We start from the raw sequence: 20,801 nt of genomic DNA, 5'->3' as shown, positions 1-20,801 counted from the left end.
CTGTCGCACATTCCCCTATAGAAACTCTCAAATCCTCTCCTATCAATGCTTTCCCCTCTCTTCTACACTGATTCACCGCGATCGGCCAGGGCATTCCTCCAGCAATCTCAAAACTATTCCTCTCCCTCCCCCCGATAAATTTCCATTCAGAAAGCCCTAGCATAGCCTTTAACGGTTTTGTGCTATAATTTTAGGAGTTTTCCCATTTTAGAAGCTTTCGGGGCTTTAGGCCTCATTATTGGAGCTATTTTTGTATGACCAGCAGCTACAGCGCCGACCAGATTCAAGTTCTCGAAGGTCTCGAAGCAGTCCGTAAACGACCGGGGATGTACATCGGTACCACCGGGCCGCGAGGACTCCACCACCTAGTTTACGAGGTTGTGGACAATTCCATTGATGAGGCGCTGGCTGGCCACTGCACTCACATCGAGATTGACATCAACGCCGACGGTTCCGTTACCGTGACAGACGACGGCCGGGGTATTCCGACCGGCATCGTTGCCAAGACTGGCAAATCGGGAATAGAAACAGTAATGACTGTACTTCACGCCGGCGGTAAATTTGGCGGTGGTGGCTACAAGGTTTCTGGAGGATTGCACGGTGTAGGTATTTCTGTTGTTAACGCGCTGTCCGAGTGGGTAGAAGTGACAGTTTGGCGCGACCAAAAAGAACATTTACAGCGCTACGAAAGAGGCAATCCAGTTACTGAACTTACTGCCAAGCCCAACAAAGGCAATCGCACCGGCACTTCAGTTTCTTTCTTGCCAGATACTCAAATATTTAGCACTGGCATTGAATTTGATTACACTACACTCGCGGGGCGCTTGCGAGAATTGGGTTACTTGAATGCGGGCGTGAGAATTACGTTTAGCGACCACCGTTTGGAACTGCTCAAAAGTAGCGAACCGCGAATCGAAACATACTGTTATGAGGGCGGAATCAAGGAATATATCGCCTACATGAACCGCGAAAAGCAGCCTCTGCACGAAGAAGTGATCTACGTGCAAGGAGAACGCAACAACGTGCAGATAGAAGTGGCTTTGCAGTGGTGCGTCGATGCTTTTAGCGACAACGTTCTAGGTTTTGCTAACAACATTCGGACGATCGACGGTGGCACGCACTTAGAAGGTTTGAAGGCAGTTTTGACGCGGACGATGAATTCGATCGCCCGCAAGCGCAACAAAATCAAAGAAAACGAGCCCAACCTCGCCGGCGAAAACGTTCGCGAAGGTTTGACAGCAGTGATTTCTGTCAAAGTCCCAGACCCGGAATTTGAAGGCCAAACTAAAACTAAGCTAGGAAATACAGAAGTTCGGGGAATTGTCGATTCCTTGGTAGGCGAAGTATTGACAGAATATTTAGAGTTTCGCCCCCAAGTAGCTGACGCTATTTTGGAAAAAGCAATTCAGGCATTTAAGGCCGCTGAAGCCGCCCGTCGTGCCCGCGATTTAGTGCGCCGAAAATCAGTCTTAGAATCGTCTCCTTTGCCTGGAAAATTAGCGGACTGTAGCTCCAGAGACCCCGCCCTGTCTGAGATATACCTGGTCGAGGGCGATTCCGCGGGGGGCTGTTTTTTTTCATTTCAAGAAATAAAATTAGCTGACGGCACCACAAAAACTATCAAACAGATAGTTGACGAACAAGCAGAAGGCAAAGAACACTTTTGCTACACCATTCGCGAGAGTGGAAACATCGGGTTTGAGCGAATAACTAATGCTCGGATGACTAAAGCAAATGCTGAAGTTGTCAAACTGACATTAGACAATGGGGAGACAATAACTTGCACTCCCGACCATCCATTCATGTTGCGGGATGGCACTTACAAAGCAGCCGCCATGCTGACACCGGAAGATTCATTAATGCCGTTCCACAGCAAGTTGTCGGAAAAAACCAAACAGGGTCAGGGACTTAACGGTTACGAAATGGTTTGGAATCCCAACAGTGATAAGTGGATTTACACCCATCTTTTAGCGGATTTCTACAACCTGAAACATGGCGTTTATCTCGCATCTGACGGCAATCACCGCCATCACGTTGACTTTAACAAACTCAACAACAATCCGACAAATATTCAGCGATTGCCTGCTGAGGATCACTTGGCTCTTCACCGCGCGAACCTTGAGAAAACCTTGCACAGGCCGGATGTCATTGAAAAGAGCCGTCAAGCTCACATGACCGATGAATTTCGGGCGATGATGAAAGAGCGGATGCGGCAGCCTGAAACGCGACAAATTCTTTCGGAACAGGCGAAAGCTCAGTGGGAAGATGAAGAGTATAAAGCTTACATGATGAGCAAGTGGCGGGAGTTTTACGATAGTGATGAAACTTATCGCCAGCAAAATAATGAACTGCTGAACCAAGCGCAGCAAGAGTATTGGAGTAGTGAAGAAAACCGTTTGGCTCAGTCGGAACGGGTGAGTAATCATTTTGCTAACAATCCTGAAGCACGGGAGACTCATTCTCAACTTGCTAAAGAACAGTGGCAAGATGAGAATTTGTTGGAGTGGCGGCGCGAAAAAACTAAGGAACAGTGGACGCCGGAGTTTCGCCAGAAACGTAAAGAAGCTTTGAAGGAAACTTATTACCGCCAGACGCTGGAAGCTTTGAAGACAGTCCACCTGAAAGAAGGTTGGATGAATGTAGATGCTTACAATCTTTATCGCCGCATGAAGGGTGATAAGACTTTGTTGAAGTTTGAGACGTTTTGCGATCGCTACTTTAATGGTGATGAAGTATATGCTCGCCAAGCGGTTCGGAATTACAACCACCGCGTTGTGTCGATCGAACATTTGGAGGAACGCTACGATGTTTACGACATCGAAGTGCCCAACAGTCACAACTTTGCATTAGGGGCGGGAATTTTTGTCCATAACAGTGCCAAACAAGGGCGCGATCGCCAATTCCAAGCAATCCTGCCTTTGCGCGGTAAAATTCTCAACATTGAGAAAACCGACGACGCCAAAATCTACAAAAATAACGAAATTCAGTCGTTAATTACAGCCCTGGGTTTGGGCATCAAAGGCGAAGAATTCGATCCGGGTCAATTGCGGTATCACCACATCGTAATTATGACTGACGCTGACGTAGATGGTGCTCACATCCGCACGCTGTTGCTGACTTTCTTCTACCGCTATCAGCGGGCACTTGTAGAACAAGGTTACATCTATATTGCTTGTCCTCCTCTCTATAAAGTAGAACGGGGACGCAATCACTACTACTGTTACAGCGATCGCGAAATGAACAATCTCATCCGCAATGAATTTCCGGCGAATGCTAACTACACCATTCAGCGGTTCAAAGGTTTGGGTGAAATGATGCCGACACAGTTGTGGGATACAACGATGAACCCAGAAACTCGGACGCTGAAACGGGTGGAAATTGAAGACGCTGCTGAGGCCGATCGCATCTTTACGATCTTAATGGGCGATCGTGTCGCCCCCCGCCGCGAATTCATCGAAACCTACGGCCCCAAACTCAACCTCCTCGACTTGGACATCTAAATTAATCCTGAGTCCTGAGTCGTTAGCTAGCAGCTAATGACTCAGGACTCATGACTCAACTTTTGTGGCCCTGATGCCTTCTGCCCTTTCGGGCGATCGGGCATCAGGGCCGTTTGATGTTTCTAGGTTTTGTTATAAAAATTAATACAATCTCTCATCAAATCGATCTAAGGTAAACACTTAGGTAAATTTTAGATTTTTGGCGCATCCATCAGCTACCACAAAAATAGAAGGTTGGACAAATATAGCATGAGCATCAATTTAGCGACCAAATTGCGTGAGGGAACCAAAAAGTCCCACACAATGGCAGAAAACGTCGGTTTTGTCAAGTGTTTTTTAAAAGGGGTTGTAGAAAAAACTTCTTACCGGAAGTTAGTAGGAAACCTCTACTTTGTCTACTCGGCAATGGAAGAGGAAATGGAACGCCAAAAGCAGCATCCGGTTGTTTCAAAAATTTACTTTTCTGAGTTAAATCGCAAACACAGCTTAGAGCAAGATTTATTTTACTACTACGGTGCGAATTGGCGCGAACAAGTAGCCCCCTCAGCAGCAGCTAAAGCTTATGTGGAGCGAATTCGCGAGATTTCGGCGACCGCACCGGAACTGTTAGTAGCTCACTCTTACACTCGCTACCTTGGCGATTTATCCGGCGGACAAATCCTGAAGGGAATTGCCCAGCGCGGGATGAATCTTTCCGAGGGAGAAGGCACTGCTTTCTATGAATTCCAGGATATTCCTGATGAAAAAGAATTCAAGGCTAACTACCGTCAGGCAATGAATGAACTGCCGATTGACGAAGCAACAGCAGAGCGAATTGTTGACGAAGCTAATGCAGCTTTTGGCATGAACATGAAGATGTTTATGGAGTTAGAGGGCAATTTGATTAAAGCAGTCGGTCAGATGCTTTTCAATACCCTGACTCGGAAGCGCGGTGGTGCCAGTACCGAATTGGCTACTGCTGATTGAGTTAAAGCTCACTGGGGATAATTTGAGCCTCGTTTAAGAGAAAAAACTTAAATCCTGGGGGTTTGATGGCTGCTTTTACAGTCACCAAATCTCCGGGATTTTGCATGGTGTTTGAATTGCGGGCGATCGACTTTTTCTAGAAGAGGGAAGAAGGAAGAAGGAAGAAGGAAGAAGGAAGAAGGAAGAAGGAAGAAGGAAGAGGGAAGAAGGAAGAAGGAAGAAGGAAGAAGGAAGAAGGAACCTCCTAACCGTTTTGACGGGTTCCACAACTCACAACTAAGCTGGTGTGCATTTAATTTTCACAATCTTGTGTATTAAAACACTTGTGGGGTGGGCATCCTGCCCGCCCAAAAAATTAAATTTAAATGCAGAACAACTATCACCTTCCCACGCCGCGATCGGGAGGCTCCTCGTCCGGGACAGGCAAAGAAGTGGGCCTTACTTGCCGCTCCAAATACTTGCTCAAAGCGTAAGCGATATCCCCACGAGTCATCGGCTTCAAAGGATTAATCTTATTAGTTGCCAGATCAACATTAACAAACCCTTCATAAAGTGCAGTAGCCAGAGACTTTCTAGCCCAATTAGGAATTTCGCCTGCATCTGGATACTTAGCTAAAATTTCGGAAATGCTGAGATCGGGAAACTGAAAAACCCCGTAAGCTTGAGCAAAAATCGCCAAAGCTTCAGCGCGAGTCACCCTTTGATTTGGGAAAAACATTCCGTCGCGGTATCCACTCATCGTTCCCGTTTTCAAAGCAGTTTGAATCGCACTATAAGCCCAGTAACTCTTCGGGACATCAGGCAATTCCCTATCCGGTTTCTGAGCGGTTTTCCGGCGTTCCAAACCAAAAGTTTTCACTAAAATCACCGCCAAATCGGCGCGACTTACAAGGCCCTCAGCATTAAAATTGCCACTGGCATCTTTATTCATCAATCCAGCACTCACAACCCGATCTATCTGGTCAATTATTTGTTGAGATTGAACCGCCATTGGGACTCCTTGCACTAGCGCGATCGCCAAAAAAATACTCACTAACTTTTTCACGATTTTAATCCTTTCTGTCGCTAAAACCATCATGAAAACAGCAGTAAGATTTTTTATGGTTCCATCGGTATTATTCTGTGGTTTCGGCGGTGCGCGAGATTTGGGGATTATATATTAAAATCAAACATTTGCTTCCGGCAAAGCGCCCTGCATTTTACCCAGCCAATCAATCAAATTATCCAATTGCTTTTGGGCCGTCAAAACCGCCATACCTCGAATAGTAACCTTCCCCTTGCTGTAGACAAAACGAGAGCGCAAATGTTCCGGCAAATTAGCCTTGAGCAAATTCCAAGCAGGCTCTTCCATCGCCGTTTCCAAAACTATGTTCTGCTTATTCTCCGGTTTGATCCGAGAAAAACCGATTTTTTTAGCAATTTGTTTGAGTTCGACAACACGGATAAGTTGCTGGGCTGGCAGAGGAATTGGCCCATAACGATCGCACCAATCAGCCTGAATCTGCTGTAATTCTTCAGGGGTATTAGCATTCGCCACAGATCGGTAAGCGCTCATCTTTTGATCCAAATCTGCGATGTAATCAGCAGGAATAAACGCCGTCAAAGTCAGGTCGATTTGCGCGTCCTCCACTTTCGGAATTTCCTGACCCTTAATTTCCCGAATAGCCTCCTCTAACATTTCAGCATACAAATCAAAACCGATCGCCTCCATTTGACCAGATTGTTCAGTACCCAAAACATCACCCGAACCGCGAATTTCCATATCTCGGACAGCCAACTGATAGCCCGATCCCAACTGGGCAAACTCTTGAATAGCCCGCAGCCTCTGCCTTGCAGCATCAGACAGTTGGTTCTGCTTCGGATAAAACAGCCAAGCATGAGCTTGAATTCCCGCGCGTCCCACCCGTCCCCGCAACTGGTAAAGCTGACCCAAACCAAACTTCTGCGCGTCTTCAATTAAAATAGTATTGACTCGCGGAATATCCAAACCCGACTCAATAATCGTCGTGCACACCAAAATATCGAAATCCGCCGCACTGAAAGTCAGCATGATTGATTCTAGTTCCGACGCCTCCATTTGACCGTGGGCGATCGCAATTCTGGCAGACGGTACCATCTCCTGCAACTGAACGGCCAACTCATCAATCCCCTCAATCCGCGGCACCACGTAAAAAACCTGACCGCCCCTGTCCAATTCTTGACGAATTGCCGATCGCACCACTTCCGGGTTATAGGGAGCCAAATGCGTCTGAATCGGGCGCCTGCTGGGAGGCGGAGTCGAAATCAAACTCATCTCGCGAATCCCCGACAGCGACATATACAAAGTCCGGGGAATTGGCGTTGCTGTCAGAGTCAGAACATCTACCTCTGTTTTGAGAGATTTAATAGCTTCCTTTTGCTTAACTCCAAACCGCTGTTCTTCATCCACCACCAACAAGCCCAAATCCCGAAATTTAATCGCCTTGCTCAAAACAGCTTGAGTACCGACAATCACATCTAATTCCCCAGTCGCCAAACGCTTGTGAATCTCTCGGCGCTCGGTTTCAGTGCGAAAGCGATTGAGCAAACCAACTTCGATCGGATAAGGGGAAAAACGCTCCGAGAGCGTGTGATAGTGCTGTTGGGTCAAAATCGTCGTCGGTGCGAGCAAAGCCACCTGCTTGCCCGCCGTAACCGCCTTAAAAATCGCTCTCAGAGCAACTTCTGTCTTACCAAAACCAACATCGCCACAGACCAAGCGATCCATCGGTCGATCGCCCTCCATGTCGCGTTTCACATCCTGAGTTGCCTTCAACTGATCCGGGGTTGGCTGGTAAGGAAAAGAATCCTCTAATTCTTGTTGCCAAGGCATATCAGCAGGGAAAGCGTAACCTGTTTGTTTAGCTCTTTTAGCATAAAGATTCAGCAAATCCACTGCCAATTTCTTAACAGCTTTGCGAACCTTGGTTTTAGTTTTTTCCCAAGTTTGACCTGTCAGCTTGTTTAAATCTGGTACTTTATCGCCTACAGTCCGAAACCTCGACAAAGCGCCCAATTGATCTGCCGCCACTCTCAGGGTACCATCAGCGTATTGAATCAATAAATATTCGCGAGTTTCGCGATCGATCGTCAAACGTTCCAACTTGAGAAATTTGCCCACTCCGTGCTGGCGGTGAACCACATAATCACCCGGACTCAATTTATTCGGGTCTACTTGCTTAGAAGCAGCGCGACGGCGCTTGCGGACGTAGCTAAAAGTAGCCAAAGAATGCTGACCGTAAAATTCCCGATCGGTAATTAACACAATCCGAAAAGTCGGCAGAATAAAACCTTCCAATTCTGCCAGCCCGCTGTACTTCAAAGCCACTGGAATGTGCTGCAATTGCAACTTGTCGATCGCCAAAAAATCGCGCGGATTCACCACAAACTGAGCCGGACAGTCGTGTTCCGACAGCAGAGAAACCGATCGACTCGGTTGAGCAGAAACCAGAAAAATGGTAAACCCGCGATCGCGCTCTTCCCTGAGCATTTGAGACAGCTTCGCAAATTGGTGAGGCATCACCGGCACAGGCCGAGAAGCCAAATTAATCGCAGACGGTAGCTGGTCATCCCCGGAGGAGCTTTGAAATTTTTTAGCCGTAGAATCTTCTGCCAATTCTGAAAGTTCTAGCCGATCGAAAGCTGCGACATCTGCCATAGATTCAGCAAAAGTGCGGTGAATTTTCGGAACTTTCAAATTAGCAATTGGCAAGTTTTCTGTTGCCTCACCAGCAACTGCCGATTCCCGATTGCAATTATTCCACTGTTCCTGTGCATTCTCAAACCAGCGGTCGCTGTGAGCTTCGCACCCTTGGGGTTCGTCAATAACAACTAAAGTGTTTTCTGGCAAATAATCCAACAAAGATGCAGGTTGCTCGAACGCTAAACCCAACAGCCTGCGGACAAATTTTTCCCCTTCATTTTGCGCTTCATTTTCGGGGTCAACCGAGCCTAGGTGGTTGATTTCGTCAAGCTTTTTTTCAGATAAAACTGCTTTAATAATTGTGTTAAAATTAGTAGGAGTTAAAACTAATCGCTCGACCTTATCGAGCGATCGCTGGGAAGACGGGTCAAACTCCCGAATTTGCTCCAAATTATCTCCGAACCATTCCAGCCGCACTGGCAACTCCGCGGCTACCGGAAACACATCGACAATATCGCCCCGGCGACTCCACTGGCCCTCCATTTCCACCAGAGTCACCCGATCGTACCCCATCGACACCAGTTGGCGATCTAAAATCTTCGAGTCTTGAACCGCACCTCGCTTCAGCGTCAGACAGTAGGGTTCAAAAGCAGCAGGTGGCGGTAAGTGAGACTGGAGAGCTCTTTCGGTAGCTACAATCGCGATCGGCTTAGAATTAGCGTTTGTTTCTCGTTTCTCGACCAAATCCGCCAGCACCTGCATTTGTCCCCAAGTCATTTCGTTCTCGTCGGAGTAAGATAGCTCGTAGGGCGAAGCCTCCGAAGTTGGGTAAAAATGCACAGTCTGCCAGCCCATAGCCTCCAGCCCTGCCACCCAGCGGCCCGCTTCTTCTAGAGTTGCCGTCACTACCAGTAAACTCCGCCCTTCTTGCTGTGCGAGGGCGGAAGCTACTAAACCTTTGGGCAAGCGGGCTACGCCGGACAGTTGCACGTAGCGATGGCGCTTGAGCTTGTTGAGGAGTTCTGTGGCTAGGGGCGATCGCCCCAGGGTACGAATTATTGAAGAGAAAGTCATGCGCTTTTAATTTTAATCCCTGAGCGGCGAAGGCTCTTTCCCTTTGCCTGTTAAGGAGATTGTACGACAAACATCCATGATTGTGCCGCTCTGCTGTTGACGGCTGGGAACTTAACTGGAGATAGATTTCTGCTTTAATATGTCGATCCTGCGATCGAGATCGAGCCAGTTCCGTTAATCTAGTGACAGGTTTAGAAAAAATTTCGATTTTGCGATCGAGATTCGCAGCTTCCAGACCTCTCCTTTAACCGGGCAGAGCGCTTCGCCGTTACTACCGAAAATTTTAGAAATGTCCCCAAGTACCGATATTCTGATTGTTCTCCTGCTGATTTTCCTCAACGGCTTGTTTGTGATGTCAGAGATGGCCATCATCTCTGTACGGAAGGTGAGACTGCAACAGATGGCCAACCAAGGTTCGATCAATGCCCGTGTAGCCTTGGATCTGGCTAATGCCCCCAATCAGTTCTTGCCGACAGTTCAAATCGGGATTACGATGCTGGCCATTCTGTCGGGCGCTTTCGGAGAAACGACTATTGCTAAAAGGGTAGAGCCTTTGTTGCGGCTGATTCCTGCCCTCGCGCCCTACTCTCAGACGATCGCCTCAGTAGTAGCAATTTTAACGATCACTTATCTGACCTTAATTATCGGTGAACTCGTGCCGAAGCGGCTGGCACTCAACAACCCGGAGCCGATCGCCTCAAGCGTAGCAATTCCCATGCGAATGCTCTCAAAAATTGGCGCTCCTGCGGTTTATCTGTTAAGTTATTCCACTGACTTAGTGATGCGGATCATGGGGATTGTGCCTTCTACAGAACCGCAAGTTACAGAGGAAGAAATTAAAGTTTTAATAGAGCAAGGAACAGAAGCCGGAACCTTTGAAGAAGCCGAACAAGATATGGTGGAAAGAGTCTTTCGTTTGGGCGATCGGCGAGTCAGCGCCTTAATGACCCCGCGTCCCGATCTTACCTGGCTCGACCTCGACGATTCAGTGGAAGAAAACCGCCAAAAAATGCTCGGTAGTGGTCATTCTCGGTTTCCCGTGTGTCAGGGAGGACTCGACAACGTTGTCGGTTTAGTACACGTTACTGATATGCTGTCTCGGACTTTAACTGGTCAACCCCTAGATTTAAGCGCTTCTTTACGACGACCGTTATTTGTACCGGAAAGCACGCGGGGTTTAAAAGTATTAGAACTTTTCAAACAATCTAGCAATCAAATTGCCTTGGTAGTAGACGAATACGGCGTCATTCAAGGATTGGTTACAGTCAACGACATTTTAGTTGAACTCGTTGGCGACTTTCCCTCGATTGAAGATGCTGACGAGCCGGAAGCGGTGCAGCGCGAGGATGGTTCTTGGCTGTTAGACGGAATGCTAGCAGTAGAAGATTTTTTCGAGCTGTTTGGAATCGAAGAGTCAGCAGAACACAAAGGAAGTTATCACACAATGGGCGGTTTTGTGATTACAAATTTGGGCAAAATTCCCACAGCAGCCGAGCATTTTGAGTGGAACGGTTTGCGTGTGGAAGTAGTCGATATGGACGGGAACCGAGTTGATAAAATCTTGGTAATGCCGATCGACTCAGCGGGCGATCGCTCCCCCAGCAAGCCAAAAACCTAAAACTAAAAACCATGTAATTTTAATCCATCGACATAATACCCGTAGGGGCGGGTTCACCAACCATCATCGCCGGAAACAAACAATCTCAAAAACCCGCCCCTACCCAACGATAAATCATCACCTACATTTAGGAATTAAATATAAATATCAGGTTGATGTGAATTATTGGTGAGTGGGGCGGGTTTTTATATATTGTTGGTTATCGTTATATATTGTTGGTGAACCCGCCCCTACGAGTTCGCAAATTGTACAATAACGAATCAACCAGACATAATATCACTTCTTGTTTTTTCTTTCATTTTTCCGCAAAGATTCCAGAATAGAACGGCCCACATAATTGCTAAAAACTACCTCTCCAGCTTGATTGTAGTGGCAGCAGCTATCTACATAAACTGCCTCTTTAGTCTTGTCAAATACATTTACAGCATTCAATATATTAATATTATTTTTTTCCAAATTCGGAAACTTCTTGAAAAGAGCCGGATATCCAATTTGTACAGATTTAGCATAAGGAGTCTCCTTGTTAAAAGCAATCTGCTTTTCAGCTTCACCAAACACCCTTTTCGTCTGATAATATTGATTAGGCTGAAGAACATGAAAATAAGGCACATTACTAGCTGACAACACTTTGTGCATAAAAATTGAACTTTTTGCCCAATTCCCTGCCATTTTTTCAAAAGCTACGGAATCCTGTAAAACCGCCTTATTAGTATTGATATAAATAACGCTGCTACTGTCATCTTTTTGTTGTTTAGTCTGTTCTTCTTCAAACTTAAGAACATCTGTTTTATAGTTATTTACTAGATGTTGAACGTAAACAGAAGTCACAGCATTGCACGCAGCTAAAGAGCAGTTTTGCAAACTTGACAAACCCTGATTAATCCTAGTTTTATTTTGTTGAATTCTGAGAGTTGCTTCCATAGCCTTAGTAGAAAGGCTATTATTCGCGAAGTTAGCCAGTGGCAAAATATGCTGAATGCTTGGCATAGCTAAATCGACTTGATTTTTATTGTTTAAATTAGAAAGTGCTACTTCATTAAAACCATCTATATTGACGACCATATCTAATTCTTGACCTAAAGCCAAAAAGTAGTTTAAAATTAATAATTGCTGCGGCTGTTTGTAGCCTCCAGTTGCAAAAGACAAAATTACAAATTCTTTATCTTTTAAACCGGGCAACTGTTTGAGGTATTTAGGTAAAATTTCATTCTGAACTTGAAATATTGCATAATCGGAAGCCACAGAACCGCCAAAAACTCCGATAAAAAACTGATTATTTTTAGTTTTTTTGAGAGGGTAATCGTAAGGAGAAATAAACCCATAATTATTGACTTTAAAACCAGGTCGAAAATCGCGGCTGGGTTTTTGAATAAACCCAAAAAAAGGATGAAATCTTTCGACAATAGACTGATTCAGCCGCACTCCTTCTAAATTTATTCCTAAATCCGACTTATCTTGCACTTGTTCTCTAGTATAGAAAAATTGCTTGTGCTTGACAAAATACCATCCCAAAGAACCTAGTTCCAGGAAAAACAGTAAAAGCGCTAAGTTAATCAAAGTTATCTTGAGAACTTCTTGTCCTTTTTTGAGGAATTTTAAATCTTTCATAAACCTTTATTTCGACTCTCTTACTACCTTAATAATCGAATTAGAAACATAGTTTGCCAATACTTCGTCTCCGACTGAATTATAGTGGCAGCAGGCATCTTTGTAAACCGTCTCTTTGGTATTATCTAAAATATTCACTGCGTTAAAAACATTAACCCCAGCTTTTTGCAAATCATCGACTTTAGACAACAATACCGGATAACCTTTTTTCACCCCTTCAATGTAGGGACTCTCTTTGTTAATCGCGATTTCCTTTTCCTTGGCGGTAAACGCTCGCTTAGTGGGATAATACTGGTTGGGCTGGATAAAGTGAAAATACTTAATCTTTCTACTTGATAAAATTTGATTCATCCCGATCGACGATTGGTACCACATTGATGCCATTTTGTCAAAAGCAGCGGCATCCTGCAAAACAGAGTCAGCTTTGGGAATGTACACTATACTGCTATTTGCCGTATCTGGGTTGGATGGTTTAACTTGCGAATCGTACTTGATCACTGCTTGCTGGTAATTGTTGACTAATTGTTTCACCTGTAGCGAGGTGACAGCGTGACACAAAGCAAGTTGACAAGTTTCCAATTTGTCAATACCTGCTTTCAATTGTTTTTTGGTTTCGTTAATTTTCACTATGGAACTCATCACTTCTGGCGATAAGTTATTGCTCGCTAAACCTGTTAACGGCTGTATGTGCTGAACGCTGGGCATTCCTATTTCAACTTGGGCTTTGTTGTTTAAATTTGACAGTGCTACTTCGTTAAAACCGTCAATATTGATGACTATATCTAACTCTTGACCCAAAGCCAAAAAGTAATTTAAAATTAACAATTGTTGCGGCTGTTTGTAGCCTCCGTTGCCAAAATTTAAAACAATAATTTCCTTGTTGGCAAATTCTGGATAAGTCTTCAATTTGTTAGACAATCGACGATTTACGTATTCAGTAACGGCAAAATTATTCGCAACTGAACCGCCAAAAACTCCGATGATAACTTGATTTTTATTGGTTTTTACAACCGGATATTCGTAGAGGGAAAAAAAACCCTGTTTGTTGACTTTTAACTTTAATTTTTCATTGGTGAAAGCACCTTGTTTTAGCACATACCCAAAAAGGGGGTGGAGTCTTTCCACGATAGATTCATCAAGTCTAATGCCGATTCTTTCAATATCTTCTACTACTTTTTCTTTGGCTTTTGTTCGGGTATAAAAAAACTGCTTTTGGTTGATAAAATAAAAAGCTAGCGATAAAGCTTCCAGACAAATAAAGGCGATCGCCAAATTAACCGCCATTATAATTAATATATTTTTGCCTTTTTTCAGCGCAGTTGAATCTTTCATGAAATTTGACTGATTACGGTTGTTTTTTGGGGAGTTGAGACTGCTTCAGTTGTTGGCACAAATTTCGGTTAATCAGGATACTAGCCAGCCGATGTCCGAGTTCATTCCAGTGACCTCCACAGGGTACAGAATTCTCAAAACCGTGGGCGCATACTTGATATTTGTCCGTGTAACCTTGGATCTGTTCGGATAAATTCAGTACCCGAAAACCCTCGCGCGCGCCCAATTTTTTTAGCCGCCTATCGGGATAAAACAAATCCTGAATGTTGTTCTTTGTCATAAAATCTTTTCGCACCAGGGCCTCCGGTCTAACTTGCATCGGATCGCCGATCGTCACAACCAAGAAATCAGCATTTTTCTGCACGACTTCATTCCGCATCGTCACAATCAAACCCTCTGTCACCCTCCAAGCCTCTTGCCAAGCTGCATTCTGAGGTTCCTTGAGGTTTTGGGTACTTAAAGTGGTAAAATCCTCAGATAACTCGCGCTTTTTCCTTTCTAAGTCTACTTTTTTAATAACCTGCAAAATGCGCGAATTGTTGACTAGCCAACTTGGCATCCTGTCTACAAAGGAAACTGCTCTTTCGTTGCGATCGATCGGCGGCAGGTTGCGAAAAGACATATCCGGTACTAACTTGCCACTAGCATCATAAGCAAAAAATGGTCGGTAGCGATCGTATTCCAGTTTCGGAGAATTATTTATCACATCATTGCCAATAAAAAATGCAAGAACTACAATATCAGGACTGTAATCCCACACTTTTTTTCGCAGCATAATTAATTCTTGAGCAGTACCGTAGCCCTGCACCCCGAAATTAATTACCTCAACATTTTTGCGTCCCTTAACAGCTTTGCAGTTGCCTAACTTTCGTTCCAATTTTGACCAGAAAGTTTGTTCGACAGGTACGTGAATTGCTTCGGTGAAAGAATCGCCCAAAACCGCAACGCGCAAAGTATTTGGAGGTTTTGCTTTTGTATGTTCACGATCGCGCAAACCCTCGCTATTCACCTGCACAAAACTCGCACCTTCCCCATTCCACTCGCCCGACACACCAGGTTTCAGCTTCCAGCCCAAATTCGGATCGGAAGTGTGAAAACGAGTTGGCGCCGAGTCTGCGAAATCTCCTATTTTTGGATAGCCCTCAACTCTAGCAACTCGCAACCCAACTTCACCAATTACCACCCCCATCAATAAACCGCCGAGTGTCAAACCCAAATTGACACCCAAATCTTTCAACTTGCTCATTATTTCAAAACAGCGTGTAAATAAATGGAGCAATCACAGAACCCTGACTCAATACAATCAAAGCTCCCAAAAAGACTAAAGTCACAATGAGCGGCAACAGCCAATACTTTTGGCGTTCTTTCATAAACGCCCACAAATCTTTGAGAAAATCTAAAGTTGCTTCAAACACTTAAAAAGGACGCTCCATACTAACTTTTGTTCTTGCTTTACTGGGGACGCGGTAAGTATCCATTTTCGGATTTAGTTTGCGCCGCATGGCATCTTCGCCGAAAATGTTTTTGATCACTCCCATCGGCCAAACTATCAGGTAAAAAACTATCCCTAGGACGATCGGCGTTTCGATTTTGTTAAGAATAAGTCCAAAGCGCATCCACGTGTGATAAACGGGATTAAGCGATTTCGGCGCCACCAATGCTAGCAGCACCATCACTCCGCAGATTGCCCAAGGCCACCAAGGTAGAGAATGCCGCCGCAGTAAAGGTACTGCTAAACCGAACAGCACTGCAATCAAGCCGCCAATTAGCAGCCCGAAATCGCGCAAGCCTTTTTTGTCGAGTTTTTTAATTTCGTCGCTCATGGGGAAGAAGGAAGAAGGAAGAAGGAAGAGGGAAGAAGGAAGAGGGAAGAAGGAAGAGGGAAGAGGGAAGAAGGAAGAAGGAAGAGGGAAGAAGGAAGAGGGAAGAAGGAAGAAGGAAGAAGAAAGAAGGAAGAAGGAAGAGGGAAGAGGGAAGAAGGAAGAATGACAATTGCCAACTAACAAATCACCACTGCCCACTGCCAACTGACTAATAATTAATCCAATTCAAATTCATTTTTCCAAGCATCATCTTGTTTCCAAGGAATTTGTTCGGACTTGGGAAGCAAGTAATTTTCCAAAACCAGATAGTCCATTTCGGTTCGCATGAAACAGCGGTAAGCATCCTCTGGAGTGCAAACAATGGGTTCGCCTCGGACGTTGAAAGAAGTATTTACCACAATAGAACAGCCCGATCGCTTTTCAAAATGGCTGATTAAGTCATAGTAGCGAGGATTGGTTTCTTTGTGAACAGTTTGAATGCGAGCCGAGTAATCGACGTGGGTAACAGACGGAATCTCCGATCGCGGAATGTTGAGCTTTTCAATGCCAAACAACTGCTCTTGTTCGGGAGTCATCGGAATGCGGAGACTGGCTTTGACAGGTGCTACCAATAGCATATAAGGGCTAGAATGGTCAATCTCGAAATAATCCGCAACTCGCTCGGCTAAGATTGACGGAGCAAAAGGTCGAAAAGATTCCCGATATTTAATTTTCAGGTTCATCACGGACTGCATTTTAGCACTGCGGGGATCGCCAATGATCGATCGACCGCCCAGAGCCCGCGGCCCAAATTCCATCCGCCCTTGGAACCATCCCACCACATTTCCCTGTTCCAAAATCTCAGCCAACTGTGGCATTAATTCGGCATCGTCCAATCGGTGATAGCTGGCTTTGACAGCATCCAAATATTCGATAATTTCTGCGTCAGTAAACCTCGGCCCCAAATAAGAGCCGCGCATTTGATCGTGACAAGTTAAATGAGCAACAGACTTCGCCACAGTTGCCACCGCTGGGTTTGCAGTGAGAACTTCAGTCCTCTCCTCAACCGCTGCGTTTGTAGTGATAAGTTCAGTTTTGAGGGATTCTATACTATTTGCTGTCGAGTTGGCGCTCACAGTGCGAGTTTGTTCGCAATACTGGTACCAAATCGCCAAAGCCGCGCCCAAAGCACCGCCAGCATCTCCCGCTGCCGGCTGAATCCAAATATCTTTGAAAATACCTTCGCGCAAGAGTCTGCCGTTAGCAACACAGTTGAGAGCAACGCCGCCGGCCATACAAAGATAATCGACATCCAATTCTTTTTTAACTGTTCTGCACAGCCGCAAAACAACTTCTTCGGTAACAACTTGAATGGAAGCGGCAATGTCCATTTCTCGCTGAGTCAATTTTCCTTCAGCTTGACGCGGCGGCCCTTCAAATAGTTCGTCAAACTTCTTATTGGTCATGGTTAAGCCAACTGTATAGTTGAAATAATCCATGTTCAAACGGAAAGTTCCGTCATCTTTGAGGTCGATTAAATAGTTGAGAATCTTGTCTACATACTTGGGTTCGCCGTAAGGAGCTAAACCCATGAGTTTGTATTCACCAGAGTTGACTTTGAAGCCGGTGTAATAGGTGAAAGCTGAATAAAGCAAACCCAAGGAGTGGGGAAAATCGATTTCCCACTGAGGTGTAAGTTGGTTGCCGTCTCCCAACCAAACTGAGGTTGTGGCCCACTCGCCCACGCCGTCGAGGCACAAAACGGCTGCTTTTTCAAAGGGGCTGGGGAAAAATGCCGATGCTGCGTGCGATTGGTGGTGTTCGGTAAATAGCAGAGATGGCAGTTTATTCGTTTTGCAGTTTGCTATTTCTGCCAGATCTCTTTTGAGCATGGTTTTGAGGTAAAGCTTTTCTTTGAGCCATATCGGCATGGCTGCTAGGAAAGAGCGAAAACCTTGGGGTGCGTAGGCTAAATAGGTTTCGAGAAGTCGCTCGAATTTGACTAAAGGTTTGTCGTAAAAGACTATTTGATCGAGTTCCCGCAAATCTATTTGCGCTTCTTTCAAGCAATAAGCGATCGCATTCTTAGGGAATCTGGCGTCATGCTTTTTGCGGGAAAATCTTTCTTCCTGCGCTGCTGCTATAATTTCTCCGTCGCGAATTAAGGCTGCGGCGCTGTCGTGATAGTACGCCGAGATTCCAAGTATGTTCATCGCTCTCCTCACAAATCGCAATGCGTTTGCTTTTGACTATTTAGAATAGCTAACGATTATAGCTGCTTAAGTGCTGATTGGGAATTGAATTTTGCGCTCGCCTCTAATTTTACCTGGATCGATGTCGGTGCAACGTCCTCGGACGATCGGCTGTTAGAGAGCATTTTAGCTAGCGCCGGCGTATCCTGCGCCCCCAAGCTCTGAAGTAAGTGACCACCGGGAATTGATAAAATTCACCTATCAACCACAGCACAATGCCTAAATGGGACAAAAAAGCTAAGCCTGTCCAAGCTGCTGGCAGCCACGACAACCGGCTGCCGGGAACCGGGGGAAAATAGTAAGCTGAAAGTCCCAGCAAGGTAGTGGGAAGGAAAATTAGACCCACAGCCGCTGCCAAGTAGGGCCATCCGAATTCTACGCCTTCGAGGTGGGCTCCTATCCACCGTTTGCCGTTCCAGTGCCATGTTACGGGCGGTTGGCGATCGGCCATTTGGAGCGATTGTCTTTCAACGCTTGCGGTATAAATGTGCTGGCAGAAGTTGCAAGCTAGGGCGTCCATCATCGGCATGGTAGAAATTTGACCGGTGCGGCACACGGGACAGGGATATGTATCTTGAGGGTTGAAAGGTCGGGTTGATTTTTTTAAAATCTGCATAGATCAGGCTGTTTGTCAAGATATTGAGCGATCTTAACAGAGTACAGAAATTGTGCGTTGGATCTGGCGGTTTTTGTATCTAGATTGTTGGTGATTTAACAGGTTTTTTCACGCCTACTCGCCCCTACAGGTTAATGGGGCTTGATATTAGACCTCTTCAATAATTATTATTGTGGAACAGGCATCCTGCCTGTTCAAGACTGGCATTTCTTGCGATGTCTATTGAATGATTCGGATTAATTGCGGTGATTGTTGCTGTACCGAATTCTGGCTCCTGCCCAGTGAAGTTTTTCCCTCAAAGTGTTGAAATAAGAATAGTTTTCCCGCAAAATGATAAACTTGGCTTCGCAGTCTGCCCTCCGCACGTCTACGCGCTGTCCCGGCCAAATTGCAGTACCTAAAATGCCGTCTGTCCAGAGTTTGGTACTGAGTTCGTAATCTGCTAAAGGCCAAATGCTGACGACTGAACCGGGCGGCAGGACGATCGCCCGACTGGATAAACTCAAAGGGCAAATTGGAGTAACTGCGATCGCCTCCATTCCTGAGTGCATAATCGGCCCGTTGGCAGATGCGGTGTAGCAAGTCGAACCGGTGGGAGTTGCCACAATTAAACCGTCGCCTTGATATTGATCGACTACTTCGCCGTCAACTTCCATTTCTAGAATACAGCTCGGCATTCGATCGGCTGAAGCAGGTTTGACACACATTTCATTTAGTGCCAAAAATCGATCGCTTTGGGGTTCGAGATTGCTTCTGTTTCCCTCAAAAACTGTTGCCTGCAACATCATCCGCGTCTGCACAGCATACCTGTCTTCCGAAAGTCTGTCCCAAATCTCCTCAGTATTTTGGAAATCATCAAAAGACTCGGTTAAAAAACCCAGATGTCCCCCCACATTCGCTGCCAAAATCGGGATGCCGTCAGCAGCCAAATTCCGCGCCGCAGCTAGGGCCGTACCGTCGCCCCCCAGAACTACCGCTAAATCAATTGGGCTGTTACTAGAAGCTAAAAACACCGGATACGGGTTATCTTTGGGGCCACTCGGCCCCATTAAAACCTGACACCCGCGACTTTCTAATTGGCGGGCACACTGTTCTGCCCACCGCTGGCTGAGGGTATCTCTGGCTTTGTGGGCGATAATTACTTGTTTTAGTTGCACAACCTATCGATTTGAGATTTGAGATTTGAGATTTTAGATTATTAGATTTTAGACTGAATTGCCGCGACCGGGACGATCGCACTGTACTCGGAAAAATATTATTCCGATGCCACAGGGCATCTCCCCTGGGAGACTCTCCCTCTGGTTTATAGCAGTTTCAAAAAGTAATGCAATTGTTGGAAAGCTGCAAACCCTTATCTCATATCAATTCCGGTTAGATCCGAATGATTAAACCACAGAGGACGCAGAGGATACAGAGGAAGGGAAGAGAGAGATGAATAATTCCGATGAAGGGCGGATTTGATATCATCTGTTATGCCCAATTCTTTAATCGAAACGAAAATCGAAAATCGAAAATCGAAAATGGTATTACCCCTCGGTGCGGCTGGATTTGGGCCGTGGCCAGATAATGCTGGAATCGGCCGCGAGTAGGCTAGAAACTGCGCTGGCCCCAAAGCGGTTGAGGTGGCTGGGGTCAACAAAATAGTCATTGCGGCCAGGCCACCGCTGGGACAAGTCGCGGAAAGCGAAGCCTTTTTGCCGCGAGAGTTGCTGCATTCGCTGCCGAAACTGCTGTTCTGCCCGCAGGCGAGTTCCGTCTAAGTAGTCGTCGGTGAGGGGCAAATTGACGAAAATCAGGGGAATTTTGCGAGCTTTGGTAAATGCTACAACGGAATTAAAGGCTGCTGCTTGTTTGCCTCCGAGGTTGAAGTTTTCGTAGTCGCGATCGTACTGGCCTGAAACGTAAGCGCGTTCTCTATAATAAGTGTTGGGATTGTACTTGCCCGACATAGCCATGAATCCGTTGGAGTCGATCGAATCTGCCAATTGGTTGAGTTGTCTGATGGCTACTGTTGTCCGTCGCGAGACTGGAATCAATTGTGCTTTTTGGGTGGCTGCATTCGCTGCGATCGGTTTTAACTCATATCTTGCAGCATTCTCAGCAACGGGCAAGATGCCCGTTCCACTTGACAGGAATTTGATTTTGGGGAGTAGGGGTTGGGTGTCAGCAACGGGCAAGATGCCCGTTCCACTTGACAGGAATTTGATTTTGGGGAGTAGGGGTTGGGTGTCAGCAACGGGCAAGATGCCCGTTCCACTTGACAGGAATTTGATTTTGGGGAGTAGGGGTTGGGTGTCAGCAACGGGCAAGATGCCCGTTCCACTTGACAGGAATTTGATTTTGGGGAGTAGGGGTTGGGTGTCAGCAACGGG

15 protein-coding genes and 1 pseudogene are annotated in these 20,801 nt (G+C 45.8%); 5 read left to right on the top strand and 11 right to left on the bottom strand.

Going from position 1 to position 20,801, the window contains the following annotated elements:
- Window positions 1-254 precede the first annotated feature (254 nt).
- From gyrB to QUB08_RS19480, 3 genes are all read left to right on the top strand, one after another.
- Complete coding sequence (gene gyrB, locus QUB08_RS19490) at window positions 255-3,500, top strand: DNA topoisomerase (ATP-hydrolyzing) subunit B (protein WP_333226253.1); 3,246 nt, start codon at window positions 255-257, stop codon at window positions 3,498-3,500.
- Window positions 3,501-3,749: 249 nt separating this feature from the next.
- A complete protein-coding gene (locus QUB08_RS19485) occupies window positions 3,750-4,466 on the top strand; it encodes a heme oxygenase (biliverdin-producing) (RefSeq protein WP_333209133.1) in 717 nt (238 codons plus the stop codon).
- Window positions 4,467-4,577: 111 nt separating this feature from the next.
- Entirely contained in the window at window positions 4,578-4,784 is a 207-nt protein-coding gene (locus QUB08_RS19480) for a hypothetical protein (RefSeq protein WP_333226251.1), read from the top strand.
- Between the two features lie 61 nt (window positions 4,785-4,845).
- On the opposite strand, the gene QUB08_RS19475 is transcribed toward QUB08_RS19480, so the two are convergent.
- A complete protein-coding gene (locus QUB08_RS19475; protein WP_333226249.1) occupies window positions 4,846-5,499 on the bottom strand; it encodes an S-layer homology domain-containing protein in 654 nt (217 codons plus the stop codon).
- 132 nt (window positions 5,500-5,631) lie between these two features.
- Complete coding sequence (mfd, locus tag QUB08_RS19470) at window positions 5,632-9,201, bottom strand: transcription-repair coupling factor (protein ID WP_333226247.1); 3,570 nt, start codon at window positions 9,199-9,201, stop codon at window positions 5,632-5,634.
- Between the two features lie 289 nt (window positions 9,202-9,490).
- Here mfd and QUB08_RS19465 point away from each other — a divergent pair, with 289 nt between their 5' ends.
- On the top strand, window positions 9,491-10,819 hold the full coding sequence (locus QUB08_RS19465; protein WP_333226245.1) for a hemolysin family protein: 1,329 nt from the start codon (window positions 9,491-9,493) through the stop codon (window positions 10,817-10,819).
- 276 nt (window positions 10,820-11,095) lie between these two features.
- On the opposite strand, the gene QUB08_RS19460 is transcribed toward QUB08_RS19465, so the two are convergent.
- From QUB08_RS19460 to QUB08_RS19440, 5 genes are read right to left on the bottom strand one after another with little or no spacing between them, the layout of a single operon-like run.
- Entirely contained in the window at window positions 11,096-12,427 is a 1,332-nt protein-coding gene (locus QUB08_RS19460) for a hypothetical protein (RefSeq protein ID WP_333226243.1), read from the bottom strand.
- 6 nt (window positions 12,428-12,433) lie between these two features.
- A complete protein-coding gene (locus QUB08_RS19455; protein ID WP_333226241.1) occupies window positions 12,434-13,759 on the bottom strand; it encodes a hypothetical protein in 1,326 nt (441 codons plus the stop codon).
- A gap of 13 nt (window positions 13,760-13,772) precedes the next feature.
- A complete protein-coding gene (locus QUB08_RS19450; RefSeq protein WP_333226239.1) occupies window positions 13,773-15,005 on the bottom strand; it encodes an SGNH/GDSL hydrolase family protein in 1,233 nt (410 codons plus the stop codon).
- Window positions 15,006-15,009: 4 nt separating this feature from the next.
- Window positions 15,010-15,174, bottom strand: coding sequence for a DUF5989 family protein (locus QUB08_RS19445; RefSeq protein WP_190657062.1), 165 nt, complete (start codon window positions 15,172-15,174; stop codon window positions 15,010-15,012).
- Window positions 15,175-15,582 carry an SxtJ family membrane protein gene (locus QUB08_RS19440; RefSeq protein ID WP_333226237.1) on the bottom strand — a complete coding sequence of 136 codons (408 nt, stop codon included), beginning with the start codon at window positions 15,580-15,582 and terminating at the stop codon, window positions 15,175-15,177. It abuts the gene before it with no gap.
- Here QUB08_RS19440 and QUB08_RS19435 point away from each other — a divergent pair.
- Window positions 15,581-15,748 carry a hypothetical protein gene (locus QUB08_RS19435; protein ID WP_333226235.1) on the top strand — a complete coding sequence of 56 codons (168 nt, stop codon included), beginning with the start codon at window positions 15,581-15,583 and terminating at the stop codon, window positions 15,746-15,748. The two genes, QUB08_RS19440 and QUB08_RS19435, sit on opposite strands and share 2 nt — an antisense overlap.
- A 49-nt stretch (window positions 15,749-15,797) precedes the next feature.
- On the opposite strand, the gene QUB08_RS19430 is transcribed toward QUB08_RS19435, so the two are convergent.
- The 4 genes and pseudogenes from QUB08_RS19430 to QUB08_RS19415 all read right to left on the bottom strand — a co-directional run.
- Window positions 15,798-17,774 (bottom strand): carbamoyltransferase, encoded by a 1,977-nt coding sequence (locus QUB08_RS19430; RefSeq protein WP_333226234.1) that lies wholly within the window; start codon window positions 17,772-17,774, stop codon window positions 15,798-15,800.
- Between the two features lie 169 nt (window positions 17,775-17,943).
- Entirely contained in the window at window positions 17,944-18,429 is a 486-nt protein-coding gene (locus QUB08_RS19425; protein ID WP_333226233.1) for a hypothetical protein, read from the bottom strand.
- A 236-nt stretch (window positions 18,430-18,665) separates the two neighbouring features.
- Entirely contained in the window at window positions 18,666-19,586 is a 921-nt protein-coding gene (locus QUB08_RS19420) for an NAD(+) kinase (protein WP_333226232.1), read from the bottom strand.
- A 369-nt stretch (window positions 19,587-19,955) separates the two neighbouring features.
- Window positions 19,956-20,801: pseudogene (locus QUB08_RS19415) on the bottom strand (hypothetical protein); the annotation flags it as partial.

Origin of the sequence: Microcoleus sp. BR0-C5, assembly GCF_036705045.1 — a bacterium.
GTDB lineage: Bacteria > Cyanobacteriota > Cyanobacteriia > Cyanobacteriales > Microcoleaceae > Microcoleus.
This window is presented reverse-complemented; position numbering and strand designations above follow the sequence as displayed.

What these genes read in the sequence shown, in the direction of transcription:
- gyrB (WP_333226253.1), top strand. Translation starts at nt 255, where the DNA reads ATGACCAGCAGCTACAGCGCCGACCAGATTCAAGTTCTCGAAGGTCTC.
- QUB08_RS19485 (WP_333209133.1), top strand. Translation starts at nt 3,750, where the DNA reads ATGAGCATCAATTTAGCGACCAAATTGCGTGAGGGAACCAAAAAGTCC.
- mfd (WP_333226247.1), bottom strand. Translation starts at nt 9,201, where the DNA reads ATGACTTTCTCTTCAATAATTCGTACCCTGGGGCGATCGCCCCTAGCC.
- QUB08_RS19465 (WP_333226245.1), top strand. Translation starts at nt 9,491, where the DNA reads ATGTCCCCAAGTACCGATATTCTGATTGTTCTCCTGCTGATTTTCCTC.
- QUB08_RS19460 (WP_333226243.1), bottom strand. Translation starts at nt 12,427, where the DNA reads ATGAAAGATTTAAAATTCCTCAAAAAAGGACAAGAAGTTCTCAAGATA.
- QUB08_RS19455 (WP_333226241.1), bottom strand. Translation starts at nt 13,759, where the DNA reads ATGAAAGATTCAACTGCGCTGAAAAAAGGCAAAAATATATTAATTATA.
- QUB08_RS19450 (WP_333226239.1), bottom strand. Translation starts at nt 15,005, where the DNA reads ATGAGCAAGTTGAAAGATTTGGGTGTCAATTTGGGTTTGACACTCGGC.
- QUB08_RS19435 (WP_333226235.1), top strand. Translation starts at nt 15,581, where the DNA reads ATGGGGAAGAAGGAAGAAGGAAGAAGGAAGAGGGAAGAAGGAAGAGGG.
- QUB08_RS19440 (WP_333226237.1), bottom strand. Translation starts at nt 15,582, where the DNA reads ATGAGCGACGAAATTAAAAAACTCGACAAAAAAGGCTTGCGCGATTTC.
- QUB08_RS19430 (WP_333226234.1), bottom strand. Translation starts at nt 17,774, where the DNA reads ATGAACATACTTGGAATCTCGGCGTACTATCACGACAGCGCCGCAGCC.
- QUB08_RS19425 (WP_333226233.1), bottom strand. Translation starts at nt 18,429, where the DNA reads ATGCAGATTTTAAAAAAATCAACCCGACCTTTCAACCCTCAAGATACA.